This is a genomic window from uncultured Algoriphagus sp. (genome assembly GCF_963974835.1).
Lineage (GTDB): Bacteria > Bacteroidota > Bacteroidia > Cytophagales > Cyclobacteriaceae > Algoriphagus.
On sequence record NZ_CAXBET010000015.1, the window covers coordinates 51,124 to 66,771 of the forward strand.

Sequence of the window (15,648 nt, forward strand, 5' to 3'; positions counted from 1 at the left end):
TGGCTTAGCTATATTCCATCTTACATATGCCTCATTCCTTATTTACAGATGTTGTTTCCTAATATTCCAAATGAGAAAAATCACTTTACTTATAAGTCTACTGTCAGTTTTTGGCTTCCAGGCTGCAGATGCCCAGGATGTAAAGTTTAATGCATTAATCTTAACTGAAAGAGGCGATCAGCATGAAGGTTTTGTAAAGCCTGCCTTGGAGTGGCTATCAGAATTCTCCAAAGATCAGAAGATGTACTATCTAGTTTTAAACCACGCATCTGAACTAGATTCCTTGACCTTAAGTGACTTTGATGTAATCATTCAACTGAATTATCCGCCTTATACCTGGAGTCCATCCGGTGAAAAAGCCTTTGAACAGTACATCAACGAAGGCCAAGGCGGTTGGGTAGGCTTACATCATGCTACTTTGCTGGGTGAGTTTGATGGGTATCCTATGTGGGAGTGGTTTTCGGACTTTATGGGTGGAATTAGGTTTAAAAACTATATCGCCGAAAAAGCCACGGCAACGGTTTATGTGGAGGATCAATCCCATCCTATTTTCAGAGGAATACCGGCCTCCTTCGAAATTCCAGATGATGAATGGTATGTTTTTGATAAAAACCCCAGACCAAATGTCCATGTGTTAGCCAATGTGGATGAGAACAGTTACAGTCCGCCATCAGACATAAAAATGGGAGATCACCCTGTCATCTGGGAAAACAAATCGAAAAAAGCTCGGAACGTATACTTTCTTATGGGCCATGATGCTAAGTTGATGGAAGTGCAGGTGTTCAAAGATCTATTGTCTAATGCGATTCTATGGGCCGCGGGGGTGGAAAAGTAAAAGCTTAATAACGCCGGTAGGAAGTGATAATAGAGAGAAATAAAGAAAGTCATCATAACTGATGACTTTCTTTATTTCTACTAGGTAACAGCAATTAGTTTGCTTTCAGAAACTCATTCACATCCAGCCAGTGTATGAAAGCATCAAACCAGCGATTACTAGTGCGGCCTGGATTGCCAAGACCAAATCCATGTCCACCATTTTGGTATAAGTGAAACTCCACAGGAATCCCCGCCTTGTACCAGGAATCAACCACTCCAAATTGTCCCCTGAACAGAAAATCGTCTGAAGCAATTACGTTAAACATGGGCGGAGCATTTTCAGGCACTTCTACAGGTCCCATGCCACCGTAAATCGGGCCAATAAAGGCCAATTTCATTGTCTTTGAATTTAACGTGCTATGCATAGTAAGACCTGCACCCGCGGAAAAGCCAATCATCCCTAATCTATCCACGTCCACTCCCCACTCTTCAGCATTTTCAAGAATCATGGCGTAGGCCGCTTCTGCATCTTCCAACTGATCTGATAGATCAAGTGAAGAAGGGGCTGGTCTGGCCGGTGCATTAGCCGAAGGCGCAGGTGGTGGAGATAAGGTTTGGTTCATAGATTCCTTGAATGCATCTAAAGATTCCGGCGTAGGTCTTAAACGATACTTTAAGACGAATGCAGCTATACCCTGCTTTGCGAGAGCTTCTGCCACTTCCCAGCCTTCATTTTTCAGGGAAAGCCATCTGAAGCCACCGCCTGGTGCAACGAGTACGGCTGCTCCTGTGGCTTTGCCAGGTTCAGGTAAAAATGGTGTAAGTGTGGCAGTGGTAATATTCCGTGCCATGGGATCTCCCCATTGCTTGAACCAAGTTTCGGTAGCAGGTTGATTTTCAACACCACCAGTATTTAGCAAAATTGCATTTGGTTCATCTGGCGTTTCCAGTGGATAAATGGTGCCGTCCTGCGCCATAGCAGAGGAAGCGATTAAAAGGCATGACGCCAGAATTGAGGTTTTTAATAGGTTCATTTTATTATTGGGTTTTGTTTGTTATTTATTATTTCTATCTGATATGCTGACAAAAAAATTATTCAGTCAGTTGTCTTCGGAAATCTTTCTATTTGAGCAAAGAATATACTGTTATTTTAATTATAAAGGATACCAATTTTGATTTTTCCTAAATTATATATCCATCATGAGCAAATAAGAGCTCATAGATTTGCCATGCTTGTCCAAAGTAGAAGCACTAGTGACTCCCCCTTCCAATGCATCGTGTAATACAAAATTCAAAGCGCCCAATTGCGGTAATTCGTATCGGACCACCTTACCCTTGACCCGATCCCCAAACCAGGCTTTTACCTTGTCAGCAGTCACCTTTGTTGATATAATATCAAAGTTTGACTTGTCGTAAGCAATCAAGGAGATATTGCTGATATTCCCCTTATCGCCAGTTCTGGAATGTGCTATTTCCCAAAGTTTCATCAGCCTATAGTTTGGTAAATGATGTTAGTTTTCACTTCTGATTTGGGCAGAAGTACTGAAGCTATGGAAATCTGCTCAACCAAATTCTGAGATGCCCCCCCACCTCCAGCAGGCCCGTTGGTGTAAAGTGCTTCCACCTCCAATCCGATTTGTTTGGCTATAGCTGCCGAACTAGATTTTCCGGCTACCCGTACTCTAACCTCGGAAGGATCACCTACCTGATTAGAGGAGCTTATGGGATTAATGGAATTTACTCCTATAAGTTCGAATCTCAAATCGTAAAGTTCCTTTCCTTCCAGTCTTTTTTTGATGATTTCTATGGCCAGTTCGGCCCGCTTCATGCAATTTGCTCCTCCATAACTGATCTCCCCTTCTCCCAAATATCCATTTCTGTATCCCACGCTAACCTTATAAGTAGTGGTAGCTTCATTTCCGCTTCCTCCCTTAAATGCGACTTTATCTTTTTCCAACACCTGAAATTCCACTTTGGAAAAATCCGCCACACAATCGGAAGTAAAGTATCGCTCCGGATCGTGGATTTCATACAACATCTGTTCTGTGCAGGTAGCTGTACTAACCAACCCACCGGAATCCGGAAGTTTGGATACAAAACCATCTCCGGATTCGTCCACCTCTACCAAGGGAAATCCAAGATTCCAAAGATCAGGAACATCCTTAATTCCCGGATCGGCGAAATACCCTCCGCAAACCTGTCCAGCGCACTCCAATAAGTGTCCTATCAAAGTTCCTTTTCCCAGTTTCACAAAATCATCCATACTCCAACCAAACTCAAAAATCATGGGAGCCAGAAACAAAGAAGGATCCGCCACCCTACCAGTCACAATAATATCTGCACCGTTTTGCAAGGCTTCTACTATCGGAAGTGCACCCAAATAAGCATTAGCGGAAACAATGTTTTCTTTGATTGAAGATAAGGGTAGTCCTGTTTCAAGAATCATCAAATTTTCTTGATTCCTGACTTGCGCCAGCACATCATCTCCCATTACCGCGGCGATTTTCATCCCATGAGAGCCGGCTTTTTTAGCCAAGTCAGCAATTATTTCTGCTGCTTTTTCAGGATTAGCCGCTCCCATATTTGTGATCACCTTTATCTTGTTTTTATAAGCTAATGGAATTACCTGCTCCATTCTATATTCCAGTAAACCATTGTACCCTTTGGAAGGATCAACCCTTTTTTGCTCTTGGGCAATGGCTATAGTCCGCTCTGCAAGGCATTCAAACCCAATATAATCGAGATTTCCTTTATGCATCAACTGGATCGCAGGTTCCAATCTGTCCCCTCCATAACCTGCTCCACTTCCGATTCTAATTTTTTTCATTTGAAAATAACTTGATTTTACAAGGAGATGGCTCCGACTACAAGTGAAACAATCAATATTATTATACTTACCAAAAACGCATAAGGAATGGTCTTCCGCTGATGATCGGCCAAGTCAACCCCTGTCAGACCAATCAATAAGAAAGTCGCTCCTGTCAACGGGCTAACAGGAAATCCGGTGGTCATCTGACCTATGATTGCCGCTCTTCCCACTTCTATTTCCGAGCCACCAAACTCCACCGCAGTGGACGCTAATAAAGGCAAAATTCCAAAATAGAAGGAATCTGGATCGAAAAGCAGACTGGCAGGCATGGATAAAACTCCGGTAATCACTGCCAAATGATTGCCTATCCAGCCGGGAGTATAAGCAACTGCTGAATCTGCCATTGCGGATATCATTCCTGATCCTTTCAAAATCCCGGTAAAACATCCTGCAGCAAATAAAATACTTGCCATCAAAATCGCTGCTTTGGCATGGGCATCTATACGTTTGCCCTGCTCCTTTACCTTTGGGTAATTGACTGAAATGGCGATGCAAAAGGCAACCATAAATATCACGTGTGGAGGAGCCAATCCAGAAACAAGGATTCCAACTGCCATGAGAATCAATCCTATATTGAACCAGAACAAGTGTGGCCGCTCCAGCTCGCTATGGGTGACTTCTTCTTCCATTTGAACCGTATTCAGGATACCGTTATTTCTTTCACTTTTGCCAAGATAGAAGGCAATTAAAAGTACAGCAGCTAACCCTACCAAAACCGGAATCAAGAGTGGGTTGAAGAGTTCGGTGACAGGAACTTCCAATGCAGAAGCCGCCCTGACAGTAGGTCCTCCCCAGGGCAAAATATTCATAGTACCTGCGGAAAGGGCAACAATACATGCAAGATTTGCCCGCTTCATATTTAATGCATCATACAAGGGCAAAAAGGCTGGAATTGTCACCAGAAATGTAACAGCCCCAGAGCCGTCCAGATGTACGATCATCGCCAAAACTGATGCAGCAACAGAAATTCGAGCAGGATCATTACCAGCAAAACCTAACAGCTTATTGATGATGGGTTTGAAGGTGCCAGCGTCAGTTAAAATTCCAAAAAACAAAATGGCAAAAATAAACATGACTCCCGTAGGTGCGATGGCTTTGATCCCATCTGTCATATAGTCCACCAACTCAAAGCCAAACCCACCTATCAAGCCCATTACCAATGGTACCATAATCAATGCGACTACCGGAGATGCCTTTTTCGACATCACCAGCACTAGCAAAAAGACTATGGTAAGAAAACCTAAGAGTGAAAGCATATAGATAAATTCTGGCCGATTGCTGAAGTATTAAAATTCTAAATACTCGTCAAAAAATGGCAATACCTGTTGAGGGATTCGTCCATCATTGGTGTAGATTCCACTGGTATGGGTACCTATGTATTCTTCCGCAAAGTGCGCTATCCCAACATTTTCCAGCCTTTGGCTAAACATCTTGCATTGGATAGTAAACCGATCTCCCGCATTTCTACCCCAATCCATCTTGATCGCTTTCAGTTTCTGCAGATTTTCAAGGTTATCATCTATCATATGCACCGGCATATTAGCATACCATTTCTCTAAAACATCCTGGTGAACAATCAATTCATCTCCCTGATATTCAAATGGAAAATCACAATAGAAAGGCGCTTTATTTGGATTGGGTGACCAAGAGCGGCCGAAAGCCATCATCACACTTCCAAAGTATGTTTTGCTAAGCTCATCTAGTGTCTTGATGGTGGAGAGCTCTTTGAACGTATCACTGTTGGGACCGTATTCACGCACGATAGTCAAAGCACCTGGGCTGATTGCATACACTGTATTGAAAATATCAGGATGATGCATAGCCAATTTGATAGCTCCATAGCCTCCCATGCTGTGGCCTGTAATTCCCCTACTTTCCTTGGCCGCGATGGTTCGGTAATTTTTGTCCACATAGGATACAAGATCGATTGCCGTAAAGTCCTCCCAGTTTCCAAAATATTCTGAATTGCTATAGAAACTTCCACCATAGGTGGTCAACTCGTTGGGAATGACCAGAATAAAAGGACGGATTCTTTTTGATTCAATAGCATAATCCAAAATATCCTTCATCCCCCGCATCTCGTGGGTTCCCGTAAATCCATGCAAGAAGTAAATCACAGGGTACTTTTTGGTACTTTCCCCATATCCCGGAGGTAGATAGACGCTGATTTTCCTGGTAGTAGCTTCACCAAAATCATTTTCCAAGAAGGCACTGTACACTGAGTCAACTCTGATTTCACCTTTAATTTGGGCAAAGGTTAGTTCAGAAAATCCGCTGATTAGCAGTAAAATCAAAAATATTTTCTTCATGGAATTTTGGGTTGATTTCGGGTAATTAAAATTTTATGTGTATTTACAATGATGCAGGTTTCCTTATTTAGTCCGAAAACGGAAGTGGACTCAATTCAAAGTTTAAGCATATACTATTGCTTTTGCCTCTTTACTGGCAGCAAAGCGCATATACTTAATTTACCGGGAGTTAATCATTAAACAATAGAGGAGCAAATTTGTAAAGATTATTTCTCCATACCGGCCAGGCATGTCCGCCCGGATATTCTGAGTAAGTATAGTTGATACCCATCTCATCAAACTTCGCCATCATGATTTTGCAGTTTTGAAAGGCAATATCTTCCTCACCTCCCATGGCTATCCAGAATTCCTTTAAGTCAGCGTTGATTTTACCAGCATTGGATTTCATAAACTCATACTGGGCATCCACTAGTTCTGTCTGTCGGGAAGCAATCCAACCAGAACTAAATACTCCCAAATAGGAGAACAAATCTGTGTTGTTTACACCTGCATAGAGCGTTTGAATACCACCCATAGATAAACCGGCCAAAGCCCGATTCTCCGCTCCTGTTTTTACCCGGTAATTCTTTTCCACATAAGGAATAAGACTTTCTTTCAACTCTCTTTCGAATTGTTTCAATCCATCTTCCGTAAATGCACTGGCAGGCATATTTCCATCCGGCATCACTACCAACATGGGTTTTGATTTGCCCTCAGCTATCAAGTTATCCAGAATCAAATCAGTTTTACCCTGATTCGCCCAGCCTGTCTCATCCTCTCCGCCTCCATGATAGATATATAAAGCCGGATACTTTTCCGAAGTATTTTCATCGTATCCTGGAGGGGTATAAAGGAAAAACTGTCTCCAGGCTCTCAGCGCATTGGAAAAATATCGAACTCTTCTGACTTCGCCATGCGGAACATTTTTGAGTTCGTAATAGCCGTCACCTTTGAAGGGTACTTCTATCCCACTGGCCATTCTGCCCATTCCGTAAAAAGTATCACTGGCAGGATCTGCCACGGCGACCCCGTCTATAATCAAAGAATAATAGTGAAAACCCTCGCTAAGTGAATCAGTTTTGACTTCCCACACCCCTTCTTCATTTTTCACCATATCGTATTTTTTGCCAAGATCCAACTGTACTTTTTGGGCTTGTGGGGCTTTCACCTGAAATGCTGCTGTATGATCTGGGAAAACCTGAGGATATTTTGAAGTTCCTACATTGGTGGATGCAGGAGTGCCCAAAGGACTGTAAGCATTAAATTTGGACTGATCCACAGGTTTGAAGAGCAACTGAGAAAACATATAAAGCCCATTTTTCCAGACCTTGAAATCATGACCTCCCTCTTCTAGATAATAAATATGAGGAACATCATTCTCCAGAAGATAATCATGGGTACGTGAACTGAAACCCAGCAATCCATCTGCATTACCGCAGGAAATCCAAAGAACTTTCAGCAATTCCTTAGCCTTCTCGGGATCTGGAACCAAGAGTTCGGGTGATTTGGTATTTGGAGCTGAAGAAAATCCTCCAACCCAAGCAAACTTATCCAGGTTTCCTAAACCAAAGTTCAGGGATTGTCCTCCTCCCATGGAAAGTCCCGCTATTGCACGGTTTTCTCTATCGGTAAGTACAGAATACTTTTTTTCAACATAAGGAATCAAGTCATTCAGCAAATCCTGCTCGAATGTCGCAAATGCCTGAACCTTGTCCGGAGCCATGATATTTCCTTCCGCTCTATCATCCTTCATCGCCCTGCCATTTGGCATGATGACAATCATAGGTTCTATTTTTCCTTCGGCATAGAGATTATCCAAAATAACCTCAGGATGCCCGCCTTTTAGCCATTCTTTTTCATCACCTCCAATACCATGCAGCAGGTATAGCACTGGATACTTCTTGCTTTTTGAATAACCAGGAGGAGTATAAACCAAAGCTTTCCGAGTTGCGCCAACTGTCTTTGAGGAATAGCTGATGGAATCAATTTTCCCATGGGAAATTCCATCTTTCACTTGATCAAATCCTGCTGGGGCTTCTTTTTCTAGTTGCTGTGCATGAATTTGACCCACAAAAAGGAACAATAGGAATAATAGGTTTTTCGAGCGGTTCATATAGGTTTATTAGGTTATTTTTTTGGGTTAGATTATAAGAGAAATGAACAGAAAAATCATTCACTCTTAAGTATTTCAGCCATCTTCTCGCCGTATTTGGATCCTAAAAGTCTGTATCCGGCAGCGGAGAAATGCAAACCATCTGGAATAGTTTCGCAATCAGCAGAGGAAATTACGTAAGAATTTGGGATTACATCAGGAAGGGTAGCGATGATTGGGTTCATGCTGGCACATTTCCCTCCTTGCTCCGCGCTTACCAATTCCCCAGCCAATAGAGGAACAGAATCCGGTGCCAAACCTAAATCGCTAAGCAGATTATCGTAGACTCCTTCCACTTTTCCTGGCCAGGATTTGTCACCTGTGTTGGACTCACCTTGGTGAAGTAAAATACCTTTGATCACTCCATCTTTTTGGGCAAGCTTTGCGAGCTCTACCAAACTACCGTATGGATTTCCATCGTACTGAGCGATCATCCCTTTCATCCATCCTGGAGCAGTTTCCACATAGGACTCGTAACTATCTTTTTCAAAAAGCTCGATTTTACAGCCTCCCACAGACACATTGATAATTCCGATTTTAATACTGTCGGGCAGACTTGCAGCGAGTGTTTTTCCAAAATAATCACCCGGAGTAATGCCCGTATTGCAGCGGCTAAGAGGCGGAACGGCAGGATACCAATTCCCTTTTTTCCGGTTTAAGTCCGGGCAGTCTACAGCCTGAAGTAGCAAAAAACGATCATTTGCCACGGTATCCTGAGGTTCAAATTTGGCATTTCCTTCCATGTTGGATTGCCCGAAACTGAGGAAAATGTAAAAATTGGGATCCTGAGAAAACCCTTTCCCAGAAGTCAACAAGAGCATAAAAAGAATTGGAAAGAAGAGGCTAGGTTTTTTCATTTTGGGTTTAGGTTAGGTTTGAGAGGTTATTTAGATTTTACTTTTATCAGCTTTTCTGCCAATAAGAAGATAAAAGCAATTATTGTAATGGTTAAAGCAAGAATTGAGGCTACTTCGGTCATCGGTCACCGGTCTTCCAGCGAATAAAGCAAGGGAAATAAGGCTACTGGCATCATTACGGATAATCATATTATTTCTTCTCTTTATAGGCTTTAGGGAATAAATTCATAAGTTTTACCTGCCTCTGTCTTCAAGTCATAGACGCTGGTTTCATCAAGATTAGGAAGTTCTATTTTAGCTTGAGGCGAAACTATAGGATCGGCAGTAACTGGAACCTGATAGAATGGATTTGGATTTTCTCCTGCAGCTGTTGAAAGCCCGTTCCCTTTTTCTAAATTCAATGAATTCGGCACACGCAAGCGAAGGTTTCCTCCAATGGTTGATTTAATTACTGCTTTTTCAATCTTACCGTCTTTCCAAATCAATTCCACTACCTCAAAGCCACCTTTGGCACGAATACCAGTAATACTTCCATCTTTCCAAACATCCGGCAAGGCAGGTAACAGATGAATTTCTCCGTTTGCACTTTGTACCAACATCTCTGTGATACCAGATGTGCAACCGAAGTTGCCGTCAATCTGAAACGGTGGATGTGCATCAAAAAGGTTGTTGTAAGAACCACCACCGCCTTGATTGGAACCTACAGGCGAGAGCTGATTTTGGATCAGTTTATAAGCATGGTTTCCATCCAGCATTCTGGCCCACCAGTTGACTTTCCAACCCATGCTCCATCCAGTGGATACATCTCCACGCTGAATCAAAGTGTTTTTGGAAGCAGAATACAATTCCGGAGTACGAAGTGGGGAAATCTGATTGGATGGGAATAAACCATACAAATGCGAAATATGACGGTGATGATCATTGGGATCATCGATATCATCCAGCCATTCCTGAAGTTGACCGTGCTTCCCGATCTGCATTGGGGGAAGTCTATCTCTCATGATTTTCAGGGAATCTGCAAAAGACTGGTCCTTATCCAGCATTTCCGAAGCTTGAATCACCGCACTGAAAGCATCGAAAACCAATTGGTTGTCCATGGTAGTGCCTGCATCCAAAGAAGAACCTTCATGCGCTGCAGGAGCATTCTCAGGTGAAGTTCCCGGATTGACCACAAGCCATGATTTATCTGGATGCTCCACTAAGAAATCCACGTAAAACATCGCTGCACCTTTTAGGATAGGATAAATAGATTTCAGATAATCCATGTCTCCGCTGTATTGGAAGTGATCCCAAAGATGCTGGCTTGTCCAGGCACCACCACCACTCCAGATTCCCCAGAAAATCGCATCTACTGGACCGGTAATTCTCCAGATATCAGTGTTATGATGTGCCATCCATCCACGTGCACCGTACATAACTTTTGCCGTTTCCTCACCAGCCTCAGCCATTTCAGAAACCATTTTCAGGAAAGGCTCATGAAGCTCAGCCAAGTTGGTTTTCTCAGCCGGCCAATAGTTCATCTGAGCATTGATATTGATAGTGTATTTGCTGTCCCATGGAGGGGACATCTCCTGGTTCCAAATCCCCTGCAGATTTGCTGGTTGGCCACCTGGCTGGGAAGAAGAAATCAACAAGTACCTTCCGTATTGATAATAGAGCGTCACCAACTGCGGGTCGTCTCCTTCCCGAAAGCCTTTTATACGCTCATCTGTGGGAAGTTTGGATGCTTCCGTCTCACCCAAATCCAGGCTTACACGATCGAAGTATTTCTTATAGTCTATCAGGTTTGCGCTGAATAACTCATCAAAAGTTTTGGACGATCCTTCTGCCATAAAGGTCTGAGATCTTGCATTTTCATCACCTGTCAGATCAAGGTAATTATTGAAATTGGTAGCTATGGAAATATAGATCGTAGCTTCATTTGCATTCTTTACTTCTATTGAATTCTCTGATGAACTGATCTCTCCACCTTGGTTTTTAATCTTCGCGATGCCCTTGAATTTCACCTGACCTTGCACACCTTCATGATCAGTCGTAGTACCGGATATAGTCAATTCTTTTTCTGGGCTCAGAGCAACCTTCGCATTAGGCTGAGGGGTAGCCATGGAAGCGGTGAAGGAAATTTTACCTGGTTTGCTGGCTTTCAGGTGAATTGCAATAACATTATCTGCGAAGGAAGCGATGGCTTCACGGGTAAAGGTCACGCCATCGACTACATAACTGACTTTGGAAATTGCCCGCGAAATATCCAGTTCCCTTCGATAATCTGTATAAGTGCCATGTCCTTCAAATGCCATTTTCAGATCACCTACAGGTTGAAACTTCTGCCCTTGTGATTTCTTGCTTTGGATGGTTTTAGCGGCCAACTGTTCCGCTTCTTTTTGTTTCCCTTCGAAAATCAATCGTCTAACTTCCGGTAAGGATGCCAACGCATCCGGGTTATCATTTCTATTAGGACCTCCGGACCAAACTGTATGCTCGTTAAGCTGAATGAGCTCGTTTTCGACATTTCCATAGATCATTGCTCCCAATCTGCCATTTCCGATCGGCAGGGCATCTGTCCACACATCAGCTGCTGGTTGCTTGTACCAAAGCGTGAGTGGAGAGCTTTCCTGGGCATAACTGTGAAAAGAAAGGAAGATTAAAAAAGATAACATCACATTTCTCATGGGATAAAATTTTGGGTTTTGAGATATCTCTCTTTTCCTGGTAAGGACCTTTGAGATACTTTTGATAAATATTAAAATACTGACAATAAATTAGCTGAATATTTTCATTTAAAGATTTGATTCCGACAAACTTCCTTCAAAAACCTCTGTTGCGTACTTAAAGGATTGGATGGAAACTTTGAAAGAAAGATTGGTGCCCAATGGGATCAATTTATCATAAGGAAGATCAACTGTTACTCCTTCAAATGGCTCGATTCCTTTGATTTTCTTGGTGGATACGAAAGCACTTTTCCCATCTTCAAAAATCTCCACAGACACTACTGTTTTTTTGGAATTCACCTGGCCAAAATTCTCCACTTTGACACTGACAATCCCTTTCTCTTTTAAAATCTCAGGCTTTCTAGCAGAAAGTATTGCCTGATTATAATCCACCCAGGGAAGTCTGGAATATCCAAATACCATTTCACCATTGCGGTCCTTTCCAAGCATTTTGCCTGCAAAATTATCTTCCTTAAAACCGTTACCTTTCCCTTCAAAAGTTATCTCCAGATCATTACCTTTTGGCTTAGTACTTACTACTTTTGATCCTCTGCCAAAATTCACTTCTTCGGAAGCCCCATATCGTAAGGATGAAAAGTCCAGATCGGTCTGAGGATTGAATCCCGGCTCAGCCTTTACCAATACCTTCATTGCTTTAGTAGTGGAGGTAATTTCTTTTTTACCTAGCAATTCGAGTTGCATTCCTACTTTTAATGGAATTCCGATGTTTTTTGAACTGTGGGTATCATTCGGTTTATCCTCATTTTTCAAAGTGTCAATGACAGCAAAATTTGCCTGAACAGCCCTACCTAGGTCATCCTGAAAAATCTTAATCCGCTCATATTTAAACCAGTCTTCATCCGTTCCATCTTCATAGATGGTAATTCCCGGAGTATAGGCCTGACCCGGATCAGTTTTCCAATGCACCCCATCTTTGGATCGCTGATAGAAGGCGATTCTTCCTAGCCAATCGTTGACTATCAGATGGTATTGTACATTATCTTTCCAGATTACCGGATCTTCAAATCTGCCATCCACGGGCGGATACACCCTTTCGTTAGAAACTTGGTTAAAGGTATCCAAACCATCTTTGCTGAACCAAACTCCACCTCCCCTGCAAACCATCAAATAGGAACCATCCTCCCTACGTGCGAAAGTCAGATTTGAAAGACCTTCTATAATTGGCCTGTCTCTAGGGTCAAATTCAAATTGTCCATACTCCCAAGGACCATCTAGCGAATTGGCCAAATAGTAGCCATCAATGACATAGACTACAAACCTGCCGTCTTCGGTATTATAAACCTCTGGATTGTGACCCTTTCCTATTTCCTCCAACACTTTGAACGGCCCCATGGAATTATCTGATACCGCATGCACCACAATTGAGTTAGGCCATTCATGATGTCCTTTTGGAGAATCTTCCCTCCATCGACAAACGAATAGATGAAATTTCCCATCCTCTCCCTCCAAAATGTTTCCACCCCAATAGGACCATTCCTTGTCCTCTATACCATTGTCCACGTATCGCGGCTTCACCGTAGCTGTTCCCCAAGTTTCTGAAGTAAGCTGCCCAACTTTTGGTATAGGTTGAAATAAATCTATAAACTTTCCTCCCGGAACGAGGTTTATCCACTCTGCAGGCTTTTCCCGCTCCTGAATTTGAGCTAGACTTTTTAAAGGCGTGTAAAAAATCCCTCCAAAAAAGAATACTAAAAACAACCTTTTAAAATTAATCTGGTGCATTTTACTAGTTAATTATAATTCTACCAAAGCCTTAATCACTCCTGTTTCCGGATTCAACCAGGACTGAAAATCAGTCTTTACCTGATCAAACCTTACCCGGTGAGTGATATACTTCTCTACTGACAATTGACCTGAAGCCATAGCGTCCAACACCTGGTCAAAGTCTTCTCTGGTGGCATTTCTGCTGCTCATTAGCGTGGCTTCCCGCTTGTGAAATTCGGGATGGGAAAATGCAATCTCGCCTTTTTGTAAACCTACCAATACGTAATTCCCGCCATGAGCTATGTATTGAAACCCTTGATTTATAGCCGCTAGACTACCCGTGGCGTCTATGACAGAATCACAGAAATCCCCATTTGTAATTCTCTGAATTTCCTCATGGGCAGTTGTCTCAGCTTTCACCACATGGGAAATGCCCCACTCCTCTTTACAAAACTTCAGTCTATTCTCATTGATATCCATCGCGATGACGGTGGCTCCAGCGATCCGGGCGAACTCCATAATTCCCAAACCAATCGGCCCGGCACCGATAACCAAAACAAATTGCCCAGGCTTCACACCTGCTCTTCTAACCCCATGAGCCCCAATGGCAAATGGCTCGGCTAGCGCAAGTTGCTCCATGGTCACCCCTTCTTTTTTTACCAAAGACGATATGGGCAGAGAAACGTATTCCCGCATTCCTCCATCCTCGTGAACTCCAAACACACTGATTTTCTGACAGCAATTGGGTTTGCCATTTCTGCAGGCCACACAAGTTCCGCAGTTGAAATAAGGTATCACCGTGATTAGATCACCTTTCTGAATTTCTTCATTATCTCCAATTTCCACCACTTCACCAGCCAGCTCATGTCCCAAAATCCGTGGGTAAGAGAAAAAAGGTTGAGTGCCTTCGAAGGCATGGAGATCTGTGCCGCAAATGCCTATTTTCTTGATTTTAACTATGGCTCTACCTTCCGAAAGCTCCGGTATGGCGCTTTCCAAATATTCAAATTCCCCAGGTGTCTTACAGGATAATATGTTCATGTAATTATATTTTATTCAAATTAAATTCTGATAAATAGTCGGCAATCAATTTCTGCGCTTTCATTTCTTCCCAAAAAGAATCCGGAAGCTGCGTATCGCAATACTTTGCGTTTGCCTGAATTCTATTAGCGGAAGTAGAGTTTAGGGCAAGAGAATTGACACCAGGAAGCTGTAAGGCAAACTGAATACAGGCATGCGCCGGATTTACGCTATGAGTTTCGCAAATCTGGAAGAATTTAGTTCTCCAGCTATATTTTTTGATATGTTCAGGTTCTTTTCTATCCATCTTTTGATAATCGAAATAATCTCCTCCGACCAAAAAACCTGACTGAAATACAGCTGAATTGATAATCCCAACTCCCTCCTTTTCCAATTTACTCATAAAGTGAAAAAGCTCCTCAGGATGATCGTATATGGTCATACTATTGGCAATCATCACCCAATCCAGCTTTACCTGTGAATAGATCTTTTGGATTACTTTCCAGTTTTTTGAACCTACGCCTACTGCTTTTACTTTTCCGGCTTGCTTTAGTTCCTCCAATGCTGCATAGCCATCCAGAATATCTGCAAATCGCTGTTCATAATCCTGCGGGGAATCTGCCTTATCCAAATATTCATCCGGATCATGGATGGAAACCAACTGACTATCGTACCCTTTCAAGAGAGCATTACCTTCCTCAAAACAAGTTAAAATTCCCTGGTAACTGATATCCTGAACTGCATCGTAACTAAGATCCTTCCAGACATCTTTTTCAAAAGTTGGCTCTCCTACCAAGGGAGCGCGCTTCCATCCCAGTTTGTTGCTGATCAACAATTTGTCTTTTGGCACCTGAAGTTCATTCAGCGCCTGCCCCAAAGTTTCCAACGCCAAGCCTGCACCGTATTTTCCTGCCGAATCGAAGACTATTTCATTAGGAAAGCATGCTAATGCGGCAGTTATTAATTCCAGCTTTTGTTCATAGGAATAAGCTTCATAGAGATTTCCCAGAGAACTAGTCCCAAAGATCATAGAAGGTACCCGAATGCCTGTTTTCCCTAAGTCCATTATTTTAATTGTAATTCCTTCCAGAATTGATTCAAATTTTTTATTCGGTAAAACCGAATTTATCAAAACAATAAACCAATATCATAAAAATGGGCAAGAGTACGTTGGTCAAACGTTTGACCTAATAATGAGACCGCCTAACTAAAA

General features: G+C 42.5%; 12 protein-coding genes. 1 reads left to right on the forward strand and 11 read right to left on the reverse strand.

All coding sequences use genetic code 11. The features are described 5' to 3' along the window. The first annotated feature begins 70 nt into the window (after positions 1-70). A complete protein-coding gene (locus AACZ73_RS20095) occupies positions 71-835 on the forward strand; it encodes a ThuA domain-containing protein (protein ID WP_339880628.1) in 765 nt (254 codons plus the stop codon). 94 nt (positions 836-929) lie between these two features. Here AACZ73_RS20095 and AACZ73_RS20100 read toward each other — a convergent pair whose 3' ends face one another. The 11 genes from AACZ73_RS20100 to AACZ73_RS20150 form a co-directional block, all read right to left on the reverse strand. Then, positions 930-1,850, reverse strand: a complete 921-nt coding sequence (locus AACZ73_RS20100; RefSeq protein WP_339880629.1) for an alpha/beta hydrolase — start codon at positions 1,848-1,850, stop codon at positions 930-932. A 153-nt stretch (positions 1,851-2,003) separates the two neighbouring features. After that, on the reverse strand, positions 2,004-2,303 hold the full coding sequence (locus tag AACZ73_RS20105) for a hypothetical protein (protein WP_339880630.1): 300 nt from the start codon (positions 2,301-2,303) through the stop codon (positions 2,004-2,006). Further along, entirely contained in the window at positions 2,303-3,643 is a 1,341-nt protein-coding gene (locus AACZ73_RS20110; protein ID WP_339880631.1) for an acyclic terpene utilization AtuA family protein, read from the reverse strand. Before AACZ73_RS20110 ends, AACZ73_RS20105 begins: the two co-directional genes overlap by 1 nt. A gap of 17 nt (positions 3,644-3,660) precedes the next feature. After that, positions 3,661-4,941 carry a citrate:proton symporter gene (locus tag AACZ73_RS20115; RefSeq protein WP_339880632.1) on the reverse strand — a complete coding sequence of 427 codons (1,281 nt, stop codon included), beginning with the start codon at positions 4,939-4,941 and terminating at the stop codon, positions 3,661-3,663. Between the two features lie 30 nt (positions 4,942-4,971). Beyond that, on the reverse strand, positions 4,972-5,994 hold the full coding sequence (locus AACZ73_RS20120; RefSeq protein WP_339880633.1) for an alpha/beta hydrolase-fold protein: 1,023 nt from the start codon (positions 5,992-5,994) through the stop codon (positions 4,972-4,974). Positions 5,995-6,163: 169 nt separating this feature from the next. Next, the gene (locus AACZ73_RS20125; protein WP_339880634.1) at positions 6,164-8,086 is read right to left on the reverse strand and encodes an alpha/beta hydrolase-fold protein; all 1,923 of its coding nucleotides are present in this window, start codon (positions 8,084-8,086) and stop codon (positions 6,164-6,166) included. A gap of 56 nt (positions 8,087-8,142) precedes the next feature. Beyond that, positions 8,143-8,982, reverse strand: a complete 840-nt coding sequence (locus tag AACZ73_RS20130) for a sialate O-acetylesterase (RefSeq protein ID WP_339880635.1) — start codon at positions 8,980-8,982, stop codon at positions 8,143-8,145. A 212-nt stretch (positions 8,983-9,194) separates the two neighbouring features. Beyond that, positions 9,195-11,651, reverse strand: a complete 2,457-nt coding sequence (locus AACZ73_RS20135) for a glycoside hydrolase family 95 protein (RefSeq protein ID WP_339880636.1) — start codon at positions 11,649-11,651, stop codon at positions 9,195-9,197. A 108-nt stretch (positions 11,652-11,759) separates the two neighbouring features. Then, the gene (locus AACZ73_RS20140; RefSeq protein ID WP_339880637.1) at positions 11,760-13,433 is read right to left on the reverse strand and encodes a glycoside hydrolase family protein; all 1,674 of its coding nucleotides are present in this window, start codon (positions 13,431-13,433) and stop codon (positions 11,760-11,762) included. Between the two features lie 12 nt (positions 13,434-13,445). Beyond that, complete coding sequence (locus AACZ73_RS20145) at positions 13,446-14,456, reverse strand: zinc-binding alcohol dehydrogenase family protein (protein WP_339880638.1); 1,011 nt, start codon at positions 14,454-14,456, stop codon at positions 13,446-13,448. A 4-nt stretch (positions 14,457-14,460) separates the two neighbouring features. Beyond that, the gene (locus AACZ73_RS20150; RefSeq protein ID WP_339880639.1) at positions 14,461-15,501 is read right to left on the reverse strand and encodes an aldo/keto reductase; all 1,041 of its coding nucleotides are present in this window, start codon (positions 15,499-15,501) and stop codon (positions 14,461-14,463) included. Positions 15,502-15,648 lie beyond the last annotated feature (147 nt).